General features: G+C 39.7%; 16 protein-coding genes. 1 reads left to right on the forward strand and 15 read right to left on the reverse strand.

All coding sequences use genetic code 11. The annotated features are described in order from the left end of the window. Positions 1-66: 66 nt before the first annotated feature. The 7 genes from rseP to rpsB form a co-directional block, all read right to left on the reverse strand. On the reverse strand, positions 67-1,335 hold the full coding sequence (rseP, locus tag E6139_RS21240) for an RIP metalloprotease RseP (RefSeq protein ID WP_316405544.1): 1,269 nt from the start codon (positions 1,333-1,335) through the stop codon (positions 67-69). A gap of 170 nt (positions 1,336-1,505) precedes the next feature. Beyond that, positions 1,506-2,300 carry a phosphatidate cytidylyltransferase gene (locus tag E6139_RS21245; RefSeq protein ID WP_316405545.1) on the reverse strand — a complete coding sequence of 265 codons (795 nt, stop codon included), beginning with the start codon at positions 2,298-2,300 and terminating at the stop codon, positions 1,506-1,508. Beyond that, positions 2,297-3,097, reverse strand: a complete 801-nt coding sequence (locus E6139_RS21250) for an isoprenyl transferase (RefSeq protein WP_316405546.1) — start codon at positions 3,095-3,097, stop codon at positions 2,297-2,299. The genes E6139_RS21245 and E6139_RS21250 overlap by 4 nt, the downstream gene beginning before the upstream one ends. Before the next feature lie 194 nt (positions 3,098-3,291). Next, the gene (gene frr / locus E6139_RS21255; RefSeq protein WP_316405547.1) at positions 3,292-3,849 is read right to left on the reverse strand and encodes a ribosome recycling factor; all 558 of its coding nucleotides are present in this window, start codon (positions 3,847-3,849) and stop codon (positions 3,292-3,294) included. Position 3,850: 1 nt separating this feature from the next. Beyond that, the gene (gene pyrH, locus E6139_RS21260) at positions 3,851-4,573 is read right to left on the reverse strand and encodes a UMP kinase (protein WP_316405548.1); all 723 of its coding nucleotides are present in this window, start codon (positions 4,571-4,573) and stop codon (positions 3,851-3,853) included. 131 nt (positions 4,574-4,704) lie between these two features. Continuing rightward, on the reverse strand, positions 4,705-5,589 hold the full coding sequence (gene tsf / locus E6139_RS21265) for a translation elongation factor Ts (RefSeq protein WP_316405549.1): 885 nt from the start codon (positions 5,587-5,589) through the stop codon (positions 4,705-4,707). A 78-nt stretch (positions 5,590-5,667) separates the two neighbouring features. Beyond that, positions 5,668-6,465, reverse strand: a complete 798-nt coding sequence (gene rpsB, locus E6139_RS21270; protein WP_316405550.1) for a 30S ribosomal protein S2 — start codon at positions 6,463-6,465, stop codon at positions 5,668-5,670. A gap of 367 nt (positions 6,466-6,832) precedes the next feature. Between rpsB and E6139_RS21275 the strand changes: the two genes are divergently transcribed. Then, on the forward strand, positions 6,833-7,312 hold the full coding sequence (locus E6139_RS21275; protein ID WP_316405551.1) for an ArgR family transcriptional regulator: 480 nt from the start codon (positions 6,833-6,835) through the stop codon (positions 7,310-7,312). Between the two features lie 53 nt (positions 7,313-7,365). Here the strand turns inward: E6139_RS21275 and E6139_RS21280 are convergent, their stop codons facing one another. The 8 genes from E6139_RS21280 to tsaB form a co-directional block, all read right to left on the reverse strand. After that, positions 7,366-8,424 (reverse strand): BMP family ABC transporter substrate-binding protein, encoded by a 1,059-nt coding sequence (locus E6139_RS21280; RefSeq protein ID WP_316405552.1) that lies wholly within the window; start codon positions 8,422-8,424, stop codon positions 7,366-7,368. Positions 8,425-8,544: 120 nt separating this feature from the next. Then, complete coding sequence (gene argS / locus E6139_RS21285) at positions 8,545-10,236, reverse strand: arginine--tRNA ligase (protein WP_316405553.1); 1,692 nt, start codon at positions 10,234-10,236, stop codon at positions 8,545-8,547. Between the two features lie 443 nt (positions 10,237-10,679). Continuing rightward, positions 10,680-11,696 carry an ornithine carbamoyltransferase gene (argF, locus tag E6139_RS21290; protein WP_316405554.1) on the reverse strand — a complete coding sequence of 339 codons (1,017 nt, stop codon included), beginning with the start codon at positions 11,694-11,696 and terminating at the stop codon, positions 10,680-10,682. A 144-nt stretch (positions 11,697-11,840) separates the two neighbouring features. Further along, complete coding sequence (locus E6139_RS21295) at positions 11,841-13,187, reverse strand: cation:dicarboxylate symporter family transporter (RefSeq protein WP_316405555.1); 1,347 nt, start codon at positions 13,185-13,187, stop codon at positions 11,841-11,843. Positions 13,188-13,884: 697 nt separating this feature from the next. Beyond that, entirely contained in the window at positions 13,885-14,907 is a 1,023-nt protein-coding gene (gene tsaD / locus E6139_RS21300; RefSeq protein ID WP_316405556.1) for a tRNA (adenosine(37)-N6)-threonylcarbamoyltransferase complex transferase subunit TsaD, read from the reverse strand. Continuing rightward, a complete protein-coding gene (gene rimI / locus E6139_RS21305) occupies positions 14,900-15,325 on the reverse strand; it encodes a ribosomal protein S18-alanine N-acetyltransferase (RefSeq protein WP_316405557.1) in 426 nt (141 codons plus the stop codon). Before rimI (E6139_RS21305) ends, tsaD begins: the two co-directional genes overlap by 8 nt. Continuing rightward, positions 15,326-15,874 (reverse strand): ribosomal protein S18-alanine N-acetyltransferase, encoded by a 549-nt coding sequence (rimI, locus tag E6139_RS21310; protein WP_316405558.1) that lies wholly within the window; start codon positions 15,872-15,874, stop codon positions 15,326-15,328. It lies immediately after the preceding gene. Beyond that, the gene (tsaB, locus tag E6139_RS21315; protein ID WP_316405559.1) at positions 15,858-16,565 is read right to left on the reverse strand and encodes a tRNA (adenosine(37)-N6)-threonylcarbamoyltransferase complex dimerization subunit type 1 TsaB; all 708 of its coding nucleotides are present in this window, start codon (positions 16,563-16,565) and stop codon (positions 15,858-15,860) included. Before tsaB ends, rimI (E6139_RS21310) begins: the two co-directional genes overlap by 17 nt. Between the last annotated feature and the right edge of the window lie 555 nt (positions 16,566-17,120).

Raw genomic sequence — 17,120 nt, forward strand, 5'->3', positions numbered from 1 at the left:
TCAGTATAACTGTTTTCTTTTATGATTGCATTAGAAAAAGGATCGAAAAAATTTCGATCCTTTCATTTAAAAGAAGAAACGCTGGATATCGTTCCATGTGACGAGAATCATCAACAGCATAATAAAGGCAAAACCAATCATTGTAATCATGCCTTCCTTATCTGGATCTAGCGGTTTTCCACGAATTCCTTCGATCAGATTCAATAGAATCTTCCCACCATCAAAAGCCGGTATCGGCAACAAATTAACAATTCCTAAGTTGACTGAGAGTAATGCCATTAGATAAATGACGGTTTTAATTCCCGCCCGTGAGGCTTCCGCTGACATCTGATACATCATTACTGGACCGCCCAACTTATCTAAACTAAAACCTGTAAAGAGTGAACCTAAAGCGCCAAAGATTCTTGTGACCATATCCCAAGATTGGGTTAGGCCGCCAACAACTTTATCACCAAATCCGGTTTTCATATAAGGTCCGACTCCGATTTGCCCAACCTTTTCACCGTTGCTCTTTATTGTCTTCGGTGTCATTTGCAGTGTTTTCTCTTTGCCGTCTTGATCAACGACAACCGTTAGTTCTTTTCCTGGTTTTTTCGTGACAGTATTCGTTAAATCATCCCACGAAGAGATCTTTTTTCCATCAATCGAAAGAATTTCATCATGCGCCTTTAAACCAGCCTCGGCAGCAGGACTGCCGGCTTGAACCTCACCAATCTGATTCGTGTCATAAACCGCTACGCCACCTTGCAAAAAGGCTAAAGCGATAAACAAGATGATCGTCAAAATGAAATTGTTCATTGGTCCGGCAAAATTCGTCAGGATACGCGAACTTAATTTCGCCGATTGAAATTGGACATCCCGGGGAGCGATCCGCACCTCCGTACCATTTTCTTCAATCACTGTAGCATCATGCTGGACTTTGTAAATTGTTTCCTGACTCTCATCACCATTAACATAGCCTTTGATAACTAAATCATCGACCAAATCAGCCGAAATCAGCTCCATTGGCACACTATTTGGCAATTGAATTTTCTTACTGACATTGATTCGCTGCACTTCATTATTCGGACTTAATTCAACTGATAATGGCATACCCGGACTTAATTCTGTCTCTTCATCCTCCAACCCCGCCATCCGCACATAACCACCGATTGGCAGCAGACGCAGCGTATAAGTGGTTCCATCTTTTCCCATATGAGCAATCAATTTTGGCCCCATACCGATCGAAAATTCTCGAACCAAAATTCCTGAGCGTTTTGCAAAGAAAAAATGTCCGAATTCATGAACAATCACTAAGACACCAAAAACGATTAAAAACGTAATAATCGTACGCATAATTATCCTACCTTCATTAGTTTCTTAGAGATAGTTTATCACAGTCTCTAAAAAAGATATTCCTTTCCTGACCAATTCATAGAAAATTTAAAAAAAGCTCCGAATAGATTCAAAGCTTTTCAGAAAATATTTCAGAAACAATGGATAGAAAAAAGAGCGTCTCCGCTCTTTTAAAACACCCCTAGTAAATGCATCATTGGAAAGACAAACAGCATACTGTCAAAACGATCCAAAATGCCGCCATGACCTGGCAAGATTTTTCCTGAGTCTTTTACATCGTAATGACGTTTGATTGCCGACTCTACTAAATCCCCAAATTGACCAACCACGGAGAAGATGATCGTGAACAGAATCATCGTCACAAGATTATGTTGAAACACTTCAGGCTTAACTAAGAAAAACACGACAGCAACAACAACGGCACTGGCGATCCCGCCTAACGCACCCTCAATTGTTTTGTTTGGTGAGATTTCCGGCCACAATTTGTGTTTGCCGAACTGTCGTCCAACCATGTACGCACCAATATCCGTTGCCCAGACCACGAAGAAAGCGAAAAGCAAAATCGCTAATCCTTCAGCTCGTGCTGTAACTAAATTCTGAAAACCAACACCTACATAAAGACTAGCTACAACTGGAAAACCAGCTTCATCAATCGTATAGGTATTTTTCGAAACAACCGAAAAACCTAAAATGATCATGACTGTTAAATAGAATAATAGAAAATTGCTGTTGTCCCCGCTTAAAAATGGCAACCATCGTTCTGCTGGCAGTACTAGAAAAACTGCACCTAAGATCGAAAGTACACCTTCAAAACTGACTATCGCAAGCCCCTTCATGCGGAATAATTCATAAACACCGATCCCCGCTAATACAGCCGCTGCTAGTTCAACTGCAATTCCGCCAATATAAAGAATCGGAATAAAGACTGCTAGCGCGACAACTGCGGTAATAACTCGCTGCCTCATTTTTTTTCCCCCTTATCCAAGCCACCAAAGCGCCGATTTCGTTGTTGGAACGAAGCAATCGCCGCTTCTAAATGATCCCCATCAAAATCAGGCCATAAGGCTTTAGTAAAATATAACTCACTATAAGCAAGCTGCCATAGCAAGAAATTACTGATTCGTTCTTCCCCGCTCGTTCGTACAACCAACTCTGGATCTCTTAGCTCTTTTGGTAAAAATCCAGTCATTAAATGATCCCCGACAATATCATCGTTGATTGCTTCAATAGCAAGTTTATCGTCTTTGACTTCTTGCGCCATTTGTTGGATTGCCGTAATAATCTCAGCACGACTACCATAGTTCAAAGCGAAATTCAAAACTAACCCATCATTTTGAGCCGTTTGTTCAATCGCTCGTTTCACGGCATCTTGTGTATGTGCAGGCAAGTATTCTTCATAGCCCATTACATGGACTTGAACGTTTTCCTCAATCAACTCTGGTACGAAAGTATCAAAAAAATCCACTGGCAGCTGCATCAAGAAATTCACTTCTTCTTCTGGACGCTTCCAATTTTCCGTTGAGAAAGCATACAAAGTCAGTACTTTAACACCTAAACGATTCGCATGCTTCGTAATTTTTTTTACAGTCTCCATGCCTTCTTTATGGCCGGCAATTCTTGGCAGGCGACGATTTTGTGCCCACCGACCATTACCGTCCATAATAATCGCGATATGCTTTGGAACAGCTCCATCAGGATCGAAAACGAATGCCGTTTCTTCCGGTGTATATTTTTGTTTTTGCGGAAAAAATCGCAATACCATGTTTTTCCCTCCTCTATTAAGATAACAAATTAAAAATACTTTTGAAAAGTCATCTGCCATTATAACAATAAAATGCGGTTATTCCTATGAAAAATAAATACCTTTAGGCTTTTTCAATGAATTACAGACAATCTCTAGTTCACGAAATCTCCACAAAAAAACCTGAAGAGCTGCTCTTCAGGTTTTTCAACAAACTATACTTCCAGTAATTCTTTTTCTTTTTCGGCAACGATCGAATCGATTGCTTTGATGTTGTCGTCTGTTAATGCTTGAATTTCTTTTTCCATATCACGTAGATCATCTTCAGTTAGATCGCCATTTTTTTGTTGCTTCTTGTATTCATCCATTGCATCTCGACGAATATTACGGACAGCAACTTTTGCGCCTTCTGACTCTTTTTTCACTTCTTTAGCCAATTCTTTACGTCGTTCTTCCGTTAATTGAGGAATCACTAAACGAATCACGTTGCCATCATTTGCTGGATTCAAGCCAATATCGCTAGCCATAATCGCTTTTTCCACGTCATTGATCATATTTTTATCAAACGGTGTAACCATTAACACACGTGCTTCTGGGATCGTGATTGATGCCATTTGGTTAACAGGTGTTGGTACGCCGTAGTAATCAACTGTAATACGATCAAGCAAACTCGCATTCGCGCGTCCCGCACGAATTTGACCTAGTTGACGTTGCAAGGCTTCTTGAGCCTTCTTCATTCTGTCTCTTGCTTCATTCATTACTGCATCTGCCATGTTATTTCCCCCTTACCGTTGTCCCGATGTTTTCACCGAGTACAACACGTTTAATATTTCCTGGTTCATTTAAATTAAAGACAACAAGTGGAATGTCATTGTCCATACTCAATGAACTTGCTGTCGAATCCATGACCTGCAATCCTTTCGCGATTACGTCTAAGTGAGTCAATTCTTCGTATTTCACAGCATTTACATCAAGTTTTGGATCAGCCGAATAAACACCATCGACGTTGTTTTTGGCCATCAAGATCACGTCAGCATTCACTTCCGCTGCTCTTAAAGCCGCTGTTGTATCTGTTGAGAAGTAAGGATTTCCTGTTCCGCCAGCAAAAATCACGATCCGACCTTTTTCAAGGTGGCGCTCTGCTTTACGACGAATATAAGGTTCAGCGATTTGACGCATCTCGATTGATGTCTGAACACGAGTTGGAACATCAATGTTTTCCAACGCATCCTGTAACGCTAAAGCATTCATCACAGTTGCCAACATCCCCATATAATCGGCTTGCGCACGTTCCATGCCCATTTGAGCACCGATTTGTCCGCGCCAAATGTTTCCGCCGCCAACAATGATTGCCATTTCGATTCCTAAATCATGAACTTCTTTGATTTCTTCCACGATCTCTGAGATCACAGGTGGATTAATACCGAATTTTTCGTCGCCCGCTAATGCTTCTCCACTAAGTTTCAATACTACACGTTTATACTTTGGTTCATTCATCTCAATACCTCCACTGTCACTCTAATGATATTTTAGCATACTCTGTCTTTGAAGCCAGCCAAATTTGTATTTGCTTAAAAAAAGGGAGCGCACTTTTAATCGTGCGTTCCCGACTGTTTTTAGAAACAGAATTATTTTTTGATTTGGCTCATAACTTCTTCAACAAAGTTATCTTCGCGTTTTTCGATACCTTCGCCAACTTCGAAACGAACGAAGCTTGCAACTGTAGCACCTTTAGAAGATACATATTTTTCAACAGTCATATCAGGATCTTTAACGAATGGTTGGTCAACCAAAGCGATTTCTGCTTTAAACTTGTTCAAACGGCCAATAACCATTTTTTCAACGATATTCGCTGGTTTGCCTTCATTTAATGCTTGTTCAGTTAGAACAGATTTTTCGTGTTCTAATTCTGATTCTGGAATTTGGCTTTCGTTTACATAACGAGGATTAATTGCAGCAACGTGCATTGCAACGTCTTTTGCCACTGATTCGTCAGTTGTGCCATTTAATAAAGCTAAAACAGCGATGCGTCCGCCCATGTGCAGGTAGCCGCCGAATGCTGCATTGTCTTCTTTTTCAACAACTTCAAAACGACGGAAGTTGATTCTTTCACCGATAACTTGTGTCGCTTCAATCAACGCAGCTTCAAGAGTTTCACCTTTAGCGTTTGTTAATTTCATTGCTGCATCCATATCAGCAGGTTTGTTTTCAGCAACTAATGCTGCGATTTCTTTAACTAGATCTTGGAACATTTCATTTTTAGAAACGAAGTCTGTCTCAGAGTTCACTTCTACGATTGCAGCAGTATTTCCGTGGATTGCAACTGAAGCTAAACCTTCAGCAGCGATACGGTCATTTTTCTTAGCTGCTTTAGCCATACCTTTTTCGCGTAAAAGATCAACAGCTTTTTCAATGTCGCCTTCTACTTCTACTAATGCGCGTTTCGCATCCATCATCCCTACGCCAGTCATGTCGCGTAGTTCTTTTACCATTTTAGCTGTTACGTCTGCCATTTTAAGGGCCTCCTTAGATTTTCTAAAAAAGCTGCTTCAAAGGAAAATATTTACTTTGAAGCAGCATATGCTACGAAATTATTCAGCTGATTCAGTAGAAGCGTTGTCGCCTTCCACTACATCAACGATTTCTTCGATTGAAGTTGCTTGTCCGCCATCTTCAGCAACGAAGTCTGCTTCTGCTACTTGGTCTTCACCTTGGTTACCTTCGATGAAAGCATCAGCCATTTTAGCAGTGATTAATTTCACGGCACGAATAGCATCATCATTTGAAGGGATTACTACGTCGATTTCATCAGGATCACAGTTTGTATCAACCATAGCAACGATCGGGATGTTCAATTTTTGGGCTTCTTGAACAGCGATACGTTCTTTACGAGGATCAACAATATACATAACATCAGGGATGCGAGGCATATCAGCGATACCGCCTAAGAATTTTTCTAAACGTTCACGTTCTTTATTCAAACCAACAACTTCTTTTTTAGGCAATACTTCGAAAGTACCGTCTTGTTCCATAGCGTTGATTTGTTTCAAACGAGCGATACGTTTTTGGATTGTATCCCAGTTAGTTAAAGTTCCGCCTAACCAACGATGGTTTACATAGTATTGACCAGCGCGGACAGCTTCTTCTTTGATTGCTTCTTGAGCTTGTTTTTTAGTACCTACGAACAATGCAACGCCGCCATCTTCAGCAACATCTTTCATGTAATCGTAAGCTGCATCTACTAATTTGACTGTTTTTTGCAAGTCAATGATGTAGATTCCGTTTCTTTCTGTGAAGATATATTTCTTCATTTTTGGGTTCCAGCGACGAGTTTGGTGACCAAAGTGTACGCCGGCTTCTAGTAATTGTTTCATAGACAATACTGACATTTGTGTTTCCTCCAATTGGTTTTTTTGTTTTCCTCTCCTGCTCTCTTCTTTATAAGGAACTGACTAGCAGCACCGCCTTATAAATCAAGCCAGAATGTGGATTTTTTATGAGTAGTCTCCTACACACAATTAGTAATTATACAAGAGTATTTTTAAGAAATCAATCTTTTTTTACTCTGCTTTTCTATGATTAATATTTATGAAGGAATACTGTTTAAAAAAACTTTTTCTGCTATACTGAGTGCATAATTATCATTTTACGGACCTCTTTCTAAAAATGAAAAAGACGGACAAGCATTATTCGACCTAACACTAAAAGTTTTTTTTTGAAAAATTAATCTACTACATATAAATAAGGAGTTTTTTTATGCGAAAAAAAGATCGACACGAGCTAATCAAAAAAATCATTTCAGAGAACCCCATTCGAAACCAAAATGAATTGATGGATTACTTGCAGCAATACCAGGTGTCAGCGACTCAAGCGACGATCTCTCGGGATATTCGTGATCTTAAAATCGTTAAAACAATCGATGAAACAGGCAAACCACGCTTCGAGTTGTTCCAAGATCAACAGGCGCCTACCGAAGATGATGACATCAAACGTTTGATTCGAATGACAAACAATGTAATCGTTAAAGTGGATACTGTCCAATTTATGACGATCGTCAGCACCTTGCCGGACAATGCACATCTATTGGCATCTGTTTTAGACGACCTATCCAGCGAGTTGATCGTAGCAACGATGGCAAGTTTTGATACTATCATTATTATTTCAAGAACGCCAGAAGATGCGCAGCAGGTTACTGCCTTTCTGCAAGACCCGACGCAACAATCAATCTTCTCTTAAATTTGATACCAGCGCAAAAATGCGTTCCTGAATTCAATCAGGAACGCATTTTTCTATTTTTCCGGTACAGTGATTTCACCGGCAATAATTTGTTTTTTAGCAGTTGTTACAGCTTGATAGGCTTCTTTCGATAATTGACCTCTGGTTAGATTTACTCCGTCCTCTTTCAGTCCAAATTCTAAATGCTCCCCGCCAGGAAACTTGTTGTCATACGCGGCTCCAGCGATTTCAGTGACTGCTGCTCCAACATTCTTCTTAGTAGAGGTTAGAGTGAAATTGCCAGTTTTGCCATTTTCCATGTGGTAATCCCCTTCATCCGCTTGATCACGGTCTACTCCAATCACCCAAACCTTTTGACTATAGTCATTTTCATTGCGAGCCTTTGCTTCTTGGAAAACTCCTGCTCCGGTACTTCCTGCCGCCTGATATATAATATCCGCGCCTTCTTTATACATTGAAGCGGCTATTGCTTTCCCTCTATCCGGTGCGTCATAAGAAGCAGCGTACTGCACATTCACTGAGATCTCTTTTCCTAAGTCTTCCGCTCCGGCCTTCACCCCTGCTTCAAAACCACTTTGAAAACGTTGGATAACTGGTCCTTCCATCCCGCCTATGAATCCAACTTGATTTTTCTTCGTACTATAAGCCGCCGCTAATCCAGCTAAATAAGCACTTTCTTGGTCCTTAAACGTCGCAGAAACAACATTTTTTTGATCTGAGACCTCCCCATCAATCAAGGCAAAATTTAATTTTGGATTTTGCTCGGCAGCTTCCTTGATTGCATCGGCTTGCAGGTAACTCAAGCTAATAACCGTTGTAAAACCATTTTCAACCGCCTGACTGATATTCGTACTATTTTCCTGAGGGTCATTTGTTTCAAGATAGGTAAAATCTTTTTTAGCGGTCAGACCCTTATCTTCAACCCATTTTTCAAGTCCTTCCCAACCAGCTTGGTTAAAGGATCGATCATCAACGCCACCAAATCCCAAAATCAAAGCAAACTTTTGCTTTGGCTCTTCTTTCTCTGCGTTCTTTTCAGCTTGACCTTGGCCACAAGCAGCTAACAGTCCCACTAAACCAAGACAGCCTAGCCCTAACACGAATTTTTTCATCAATACGCCTCCATATGTCTTGACACATTATATTTTTTCAAATTGTATCATACATCATGATATTTCAGCAAAAAAGATTAAAAAAGTTGCAAGAATCACTCCTGCAACTTTCTTACTCTATTACATTTTGTTTGGTGCGTGAACCCCTAGCAGACGCAAGTCTTCTTTTAAAATGACAGTTAATGCATATACCAATGCCAATCGAGCCTCTTTTTGATCGTCATCAACTAGGATCTTCGTATGTGCATAATACTTATTAAACGCCTGAGCTAATCTGATTGAATGTTTCGCAATTACAGATGGTTCATATTGATTTGCAGCCTGCATAACTACTTCCGGGTAAATTTGCAATAATTTGATAATTTCCCAGCTATCGGGATCATTCAGTGCATAAACTGCTTCAGGATCAACTGTAAAGTTTCCTTTTTCTAAAACAGTCATAGCCCGCGCATGTGTGTATTGAACATAAGGGCCTGTCTCTCCCTCGAAACGTACGACTTCTTCTAAACTGAAATCGAAGTTGTTCAACCGATCGTTCTTCAAGTCATGGAAGATAACTGCCCCCACACCAACCTGATGAGCGACTTCTTCCTTATTCGGCAGATCAGGATTCTTTTCTTGAATTTGTGCCAAGGCTAACCCGTTCGCTTCATTCAAGACTTCTTCTAATAAGACGATTTTCCCTTTTCGAGTCGATAATTTCTTACCATCTTTGGTAATCAAACCGAAGGGAACGTGAATCATTTCATCCGACCAATCGAAATCCATTTCCTTCAAGACAGCTTTTAATTGTTTAAAGTGTCCGCTTTGTTCATTCCCTACAACGTACAATGATTTAACAAAATTATATTCACGTTTACGGTAAAGTGCTGCCGCTAAATCACGCGTGATGTATAAGGTTGCACCATCAGATTTTTTAATCAAGGCTGGATTCAAATCATATTTTTCTAGGTCAACGATTTCTGCGCCTTCATTGGTTTGCAACAAATGTTTTTCTTCTAACATCGTAACGACTTCATCCATCTTGTCGTTATAAAAGGCTTCACCATTATAAGAATCAAAATCTACTTCCAACATGCCATAGATTTTATTGAACTCTTTCAATGATTCGCTGCGGAACCATTTCCATAGATCCAAAGCTTCTGGATCATTTTCTTCCAATTTCTTGAACCAAGCCCGTGCCTCATCATTCAATTCAGGTTCTTCTTCTGCTTTTTCATGGAACTCAACATATAGACGCAGCAGCTCATTGATTGGTTCGGCCTTAACCTTTTCTTCAGATCCCCATTTTTTATAAGCAACGATCAATTTACCAAATTGCGTGCCCCAGTCTCCCAAGTGATTGATCTTGATCGGATTATAGCCGATTTTACTTAGGATCAAGCTGATTGAATTCCCAATAACGGTTGAACGTAGATGCCCCATAGAAATAGGTTTAGCAATATTTGGTGAGGACATATCGATCGTCACATTGCCTTCATTTCCAATATTGCTATCGCCAAAATGATTTTGCTCTTTTGCGATTTGTTTCAAAACCATGCTGGAAATGACTTCTTTTTTCATGAAGAAGTTTAGATAAGGACCCACGACTTCAATTTTTTCAAATGCTTCCGGATTGATTTGTTCTGCCAATTCCGCTGCGATTTGTTGAGGTGCTTTCCGAAATACTTTTGCTAATGTAAAGGTTGGAAATGCTACATCCCCATGATCCGCTGATTTAGGATTTTCCAACAATCCTTCTACTTCCGACAACGTCAAATTTTCTTTGACGGCTTCAAAAACAGCTTGTGCGACGATTTCTTTATTATTCATCCAAAATTCCCCCTAGTATATTCTATATATTTGACTCTGTTTACAAAAATAAGGCTGATTCTTCCCTTTAGGTTGTTAAAAGCTAGCCGGCTTTGAGAAAATCATTCTAGCAAACAACCGCTGCAATGTATGCTCAAGGAAAACGATTCAACTCGAACTAAAAATAATAGCAAAACCACAAAAAAAGTCTCTGATGTATAAATACATCAGAGACGAGAATTCCCGCGGTACCACTCTTATTGTCGTCAAACGACCAGCTCAGGCTATAACGGTAGCTGCCGTTTCATCTCAAAAGTGCGCCATCTACTTTTGTTTACTCGGCTCTCACCTGCCCGAACTCGCTGCAAAACAGACCATAAATATCTCTTTATCATCGATGAATGATTTATCTGGCATTCATATTAACAGAAAAATCTTCATCTGACTAGTCAAGGGCGAGATTTTTATGCTTTCGGGATAAACAGATTTCCTAAAGTCGCAGCCATTACTGCTTTTATGGTATGCATCCGATTTTCAGCTTGTTGGAATTGCAGTGCATTCTCTCCACGAAAAACTTCATCGGTGACTTCCATTTCAGCCAACCCATACTTTTCTTTGATTTCTTCCGCAACCTCTGTTTCCAAATCGTGAAATGCAGGCAGACAGTGGAGGAAGATCGTCTCAGCTTTTTTGGTCTTCTCCATTAATTCTTGATTGACTTGATAAGGCAGCAATAAGTCGATGCGTTCTTTAAACGCAGCTTCTTCACCCATCGACACCCAAACATCTGTATAAATAATATCCGCCTGTGCAACTCCTAGACCAATATCGTCAGTAATTAAAACTTTTGCTTTTGATTCTTCGGCATATTTTTCAGCCATAGCGATTAAGCTTTTTTCTGGATATAATTTTTCTGGTGTAACGATCGAAATATTCACTCCTAAAATTGCACTAGTAATCAGAAGCGAATTCGCGACATTGTTTCGTCCATCTCCCACATAGGCTAAAGTCAGCCCATCTAATTTGCCAAAATGTTCTTTGATCGTCAGAAAATCAGCCAACATCTGCGTTGGGTGCCATTCATCAGTTAGACCATTCCAGACAGGCACACCAGAATGCTCAGCTAAAGCTTCAACCGCTTTTTGAGAAAAACCACGATATTCGATACCGTCGAACATACTGCCCAAAACCTTTGCAGTATCCTCAACAGATTCTTTTTTACCTAGTTGAATATCATTTTTACCTAAATATTCAGGATGCGCGCCTAAATCGATGGCTGCTGTAGTGAAGGCTGCCCGCGTACGAGTAGAAGTCTTCTCAAACAATAAAGCAATATTTTTCCCCGCTAAATATTTATGCGGAATATTTTGTTGCTTCAATCCTTTTAGGTGTGCAGCAAAATCAATCAAATACAGTAATTCATCCTTTGTAAAATCAATCTCTTTTAAAAAGCTTTTTCCTTGAAAGATACTCGTCATCATAACTCCTCCATTTTTGAATATTCATTCGCTTGGTCCTATAATAATTCATTTTTATTCATAATAACTGAATAAAAAGAAAGTAGCAACCCACCTTTTCAATTTATTTAAAAAACTTCCTCAAAGAGATTCGAGGAAGTCATCAATTTATTTTGCTTGTGATAATTTAATGCGATTCAACTTGCATGTAACCGCACTTGCTACTACGCCTCCATTCAAGTTGATTGCTGTACGTCCCATATCAATTAATTGTTCTACCGCGATAAAAACACCTACTAATCCCACAGGTAATCCTAAAGCCGACAAAGAAATAATCGTTGCCACGGTTCCGCCTCCGCCTGTTCCTGCAATGCCAAAAGAAGTCATAGCAATGATAAAGCCAGCATAAAGCAAGAACTGCGGAGATAACGGATTAATTCCTTGTGTCATAGCCACAATCGCAATAATGATGCCGGGATAGACACCCGCGCAGCCATTCATTCCCATCGATGTCGCAAAAGAAGCCGCCAAACTTGATACACCGCGGGGAATACTCAATTCGTCCTGCATCTCGATATTCATCGGCATCGATCCTGCACTTGACGCTGTGATAAAGGCAAAAGAAAGAACCGGGAAGGCTTTTGCCAAATATCGAACTGGCGGCAGTCCGCAAATCCATAGAATCAGTAGCTGGATCAGGAACATGATCAACATTCCGATATAGGAAACCGCAAAGAATTTCGCCAGCTTCAGTACCGCTGTAACATCATTATTGACAATTGTCGCGATCATGATCGTTAAAACAGCATACGGCGCATAGGAAATGAATAGACGAACCACCGACATAATAATTTCATAGGCACTATCAAGAAAATCTTTGAATAATTGTGCCTCTTTGACTTTTTTATCTTTGATTTTCAGGTAGGCGATCCCCAAGAAGAAAGCAAAAATCACGACACCCAAAGTAGCACTAGCACGTTGTCCCGTTAAGTCAAAGAAGGGATTCGATGGAAAGATCGCAATTATTTTTTGCGGCATCGTCAATGTCTGTTCGCCACCAGAAACATAACTTTTCTGAATCTCATTAGCCGAATGTAACGCAGTTTGAGAAATATTAAAGGAATTCCCGTCAATATTTGAAAAATAGCCAGTCACAATTCCGACCATTCCAGCAACTCCGGCAGTAACAATCAACGTCCCAATAATCGACATTCCGACTTTCAACACATTTGTTTTGATTTCAATTTTCGTAAAAGCCAATAGAACACAGACAAGGATCAGTGGTACTGCAATCATTTGCAGTAATTTTACATAGACACTGCCAATAATTCCGATCCAATCTGCCAAAACTACACCGTCTGCCTCAGATAGAATTTGATTAAAAAACAAACCTAAAATAATCCCAATGGCTAAAGCAATGACAACTCGCTTAGAAAATGACCATTTCAATTTCTTTAAGTAGATTAATCCATACAAAGAAGCCAACACGATTAAAAACGCTACTGCTAATAACACCCAATCACTCCATTTCAAATTGTTTGATAAAGATCACCGATCTTTCAATTTGAGTTCCCACAGGAGGTAACATTTCATTGTTTAAGCGATTTCATTTCGTGCAAGTGATTTGTTTCACATAAATAATGAATGATATCCATAAAATATGAATCTACTTCCTTAGAAACTCTAAGTTCTACTTTTGATCAAAGTCACTGATGCCGTAAATTCATCATTCTCATCCTCCATTCCATTACTACTCACTTGCTAAAATAGTATAAATCTATAACAACTGTCACACAATTAAGATAAGAGATTTATCACCAAAAAGGCACATCTTTTTTTCGTAGCTACAAATTAAAAGAAACACCTTTTCAGAAAGATCCTATTATTAAAAATAGGACACGGATAAGAAGCTGGACAGAAGAATCTTGTTATAGCTTAATATCGGATTCCCCCAACAATAATCGTGAAATTGGCACAAGTTTGTGAAATTATTTTTGTACGAAAAAAAACAGCTAAAATTTTTAGCTGTTTTGAATGACTATTAATTCTCAATATTAAGCACGCAAGGTAAACAAATTTTTGTTCGCTAAAATCTTTTTGATAAGCAATTTCTTTCATCCGATCCTATATTGGTTACGTGTCAATTGACAATTATCTTGCCATGTTTGGTCTAGTTATTTGAACGATTTCTTGGCTCCATAGTAACAAGTGATTAAATGTGCTGAAAGGCCAAACTTGGATCGGCGTTTAAACTCATTCCAGCAAAATGACCTTTTTGCAATTCGACATGAGCCGCAGCTCCTATCATCGCCGCATTGTCCCCGCATAAGCGTAATGGTGGGACGATCAACTTCATTGCTGGCAGCTCTGCGCTGATCGCATCAGACATTGTTTCTCGTAGACCTCGATTCGCTGCGACACCGCCAGCGACGATCAATTGCTTGACTGGGTATGCTTTGCAGGCCTTAATCGTCTTGGTGACTAATACTTCAACAACACTTGCCTGAAAGCTGGCAGCCAAATTTTTTCTATCTAATTCTTCGCCGCGTTGTTCGGCATTATGAGTCAAATTGATAAACGCACTTTTTAAGCCACTGAAGCTGAAATCAAAATTGTCTTCTTTGATCATTGCACGGGGAAAATCATAAGTATCTTCACCATGATGGGCCAGATCATCGATCTCTTTACCGCTAGGGTAGCTCAGTCCCAATACGCGTCCGACTTTATCATAGGCCTCTCCAGCCGCATCATCCCGGGTTTCGCCGATGATTTCAAAGGAACCATCTTCCTCCATATAGACTAATTCTGTGTGTCCGCCGCTAACAAGTAAAGCCATCAAAGGAAACTCTAAAGGCTCAACTAAGCGAGCCGCATAAATGTGCCCTGCCATATGATTGATTGGCAGCAAAGGCAGTCCATTCGCCCAAGCAAAAGCTTTTGCGGCACTTAGACCGATTAATAAGGCGCCCACCAATCCTGGACCATAAGTTACGGCAACAGCCTTAAGATCTTTTGCGGAAACATTCGCTTCAGCTAATGCTTCTTCAATACAAATTGTAATTTGTTCGACATGATGACGACTAGCTACTTCAGGTACCACCCCGCCAAAACGTTTGTGACTCTTAATTTGCGACGCCACAATATTTGAAAGAATTTTTTCGCCGTTTTCTACGACTGCGACACTTGTTTCATCACAGCTGCTTTCAATCGCCAAAATAAGTTCTGTTTCATTCATTCGGATTTCCTACTTTCAAAGACATCAACACTGCATCTTCTGAGGGGTGCTGATAATAATTTTTTCGCTTTCCAACTACTTGAAAGCCAAACTTCTCATAAAAAAGACGCGCCTCTTGATTCGAAGCACGTACTTCTAAAAAAATGCTCGCTATTCCCTGTGATTCGGCGTGCTCAATCAAACGTTCCATTAACTTGCTGCCGTGCCCTTGTCCTTTTTCTTCAGAGGCAATATTAGTAATCTCAATTTCATCACATACTTGATGAAAACCTAAGAATGCCATAATGCCAGATCCTTCAGTAAAATAAAAGCTATGGGACTGCTCTAAATCACTAGCAAATTGAGCTTCGTTCCACGGAGAATCAAACGTATATGCTCTTTGACTGATCTGCCAAAATCTTTTCGCTGCATCTTTCAATTAGTTCACTTCCAAACGCTTGATCATGTCCAGCGCATCCTCATTGTTCTCAGTGTAATAATTCTTTCGAATATTACGAGCTGAAAATCCAAGTCGACGATACAGTCGCTGCGCATCTGTATTGCTGAGACGTACCTCCAAGGATAGAGTCTCACAATCGTTCATTATAGCGAATTTTTCTACTTCGTCAATCAACAGCTTACCGATCCCACGATTTTGAAACGTTGTTCCTACCGCGATGTTGGTAATGTGAGTATCATTTCCAATAAGCCGACTGCCGATAAAGCCAGCAATTTCTTCTGTTTTACTGACGATACAGATGTAGAGATGAGGAATCGGTGAATGAATCTCCGAGAGAAAGGCGCTTTTCGTCCAAGGTGTCTCTCCAAAGTAAACATCCCGTTCTAAGGCGATCAAATCTTTGATATCCTGATCGATGATCTTCCTTAGCAAAAAGTCATCATTCCCTAGGGTCACATTTTTCTCATTGAAGGGATATTGCTTTCCATAAAGAATCGTTCTTACTAGACCGCTAAATTTTTTCAACATAATTATCGTCCTCTGGCTGATGTGTTTCCAGCCATTTTTCTTCAGCCTCCACTCGTTTTAAATATTCTGGAACCAATACGTGAATATTTTCAATCGGTTTTGCAAGCAAGCCTAATTTCCCCAGAACAATACCATTGGGCAAATTCACTTCGTCTGCTTCACAAACCTCCGCTTCTGGTAAAGTGGCCGTGATTTGTTCTTTGAATTTATCCGTCTCACCAACAAAGATTGCTGGTTCCTTGATTTGATCTAACAAATTAGTTAACGCGATGTGCTGGTCAGCCAAAACATTGATCAATTGCTGGTTTTCCCAACGATACGCCCCTGCATACACATTATTTCTGCGTGCATCCATCAGTGGAACGATCCATTTGCTGGTCTTGGTATTCCCGGCTAATACAGCTAGACTGGAAACTGCAGCTAACTCGATTTTCAATGTATCCGCCAATGTTTTAGCGGTCGTTACAGCAATTCGGATACCTGTATATGATCCAGGTCCCTTCGCCACAACGACCCGATCCAAATCAGCTGGTTTTAGTCCGCTTGCCTGCATCACTGAGTCGATCGCCGGCATCAGAGTTAAACTATGATTCATTTTTCGGTTTAATTGAAATTGGGCCAGTAGTTTCTCATCCTCTAAGACTGCTACGGCTAGTGTTTGATTGGATGTATCCATCGCTAATAACTTCATAAAATTCATTTCCTCGCACATAAGATAGCAATATTTTAACACAAAGTATATTTGCATTCCTACTAACTGTTTAAAGATTTCTACTTTCCTTAAGTGCAGCTATCATGTGATGATGAAATCATTTTTCAAAGCCTATGAAAATTACTCTGCTTCACTACTGATACGACTCTGCTGCTAAATTTTTTTTCACCTAAATCGCAACTACTTCGCGATAAGGAATCAACTTTTTCAAAAACCGAAAAAGTTAGTTTTATTCTCACTTCGCATACCATTCCACTAAGTTTCTTAAACAATGATTCATCGAGAAAATTTTATTTACTTTATCACTCAATATACTGTGAAAGTGGAACTGGCAAAAAAAGCCGAATGTTCATATACTATACGATTAGATAGTAATATGAACATTCGGTTTCTGTTCGTAAAGTATTTTGAATAAAAACTTTACAATCAATCTTAAATTAATATCTACTGAACAAATCACTTTTCTAGAAGGTTAGTGATCTATCCTTAAATAAAATGAAAAATTGCTGACTAGGAGGAGCACCTAAAAATTCT

The organism is Enterococcus sp. (genome assembly GCF_032555305.1).
GTDB lineage: Bacteria > Bacillota > Bacilli > Lactobacillales > Enterococcaceae > Enterococcus_A.

Excerpts from the sequence above, each read along its gene's own strand:
- rseP (WP_316405544.1), bottom strand. The coding sequence starts at position 1,335 with ATGCGTACGATTATTACGTTTTTAATCGTTTTTGGTGTCTTAGTGATT.
- E6139_RS21245 (WP_316405545.1), bottom strand. The coding sequence starts at position 2,300 with ATGAGGCAGCGAGTTATTACCGCAGTTGTCGCGCTAGCAGTCTTTATT.
- E6139_RS21250 (WP_316405546.1), bottom strand. The coding sequence starts at position 3,097 with ATGGTATTGCGATTTTTTCCGCAAAAACAAAAATATACACCGGAAGAA.
- frr (WP_316405547.1), bottom strand. The coding sequence starts at position 3,849 with ATGGCAGATGCAGTAATGAATGAAGCAAGAGACAGAATGAAGAAGGCT.
- pyrH (WP_316405548.1), bottom strand. The coding sequence starts at position 4,573 with ATGAATGAACCAAAGTATAAACGTGTAGTATTGAAACTTAGTGGAGAA.
- tsf (WP_316405549.1), bottom strand. The coding sequence starts at position 5,589 with ATGGCAGACGTAACAGCTAAAATGGTAAAAGAACTACGCGACATGACT.
- rpsB (WP_316405550.1), bottom strand. The coding sequence starts at position 6,465 with ATGTCAGTATTGTCTATGAAACAATTACTAGAAGCCGGCGTACACTTT.
- E6139_RS21275 (WP_316405551.1), top strand. The coding sequence starts at position 6,833 with ATGCGAAAAAAAGATCGACACGAGCTAATCAAAAAAATCATTTCAGAG.
- E6139_RS21280 (WP_316405552.1), bottom strand. The coding sequence starts at position 8,424 with ATGAAAAAATTCGTGTTAGGGCTAGGCTGTCTTGGTTTAGTGGGACTG.
- argS (WP_316405553.1), bottom strand. The coding sequence starts at position 10,236 with ATGAATAATAAAGAAATCGTCGCACAAGCTGTTTTTGAAGCCGTCAAA.
- argF (WP_316405554.1), bottom strand. The coding sequence starts at position 11,696 with ATGATGACGAGTATCTTTCAAGGAAAAAGCTTTTTAAAAGAGATTGAT.
- tsaD (WP_316405556.1), bottom strand. The coding sequence starts at position 14,907 with ATGAATGAAACAGAACTTATTTTGGCGATTGAAAGCAGCTGTGATGAA.
- rimI (WP_316405558.1), bottom strand. The coding sequence starts at position 15,874 with ATGTTGAAAAAATTTAGCGGTCTAGTAAGAACGATTCTTTATGGAAAG.
- tsaB (WP_316405559.1), bottom strand. The coding sequence starts at position 16,565 with ATGAAGTTATTAGCGATGGATACATCCAATCAAACACTAGCCGTAGCA.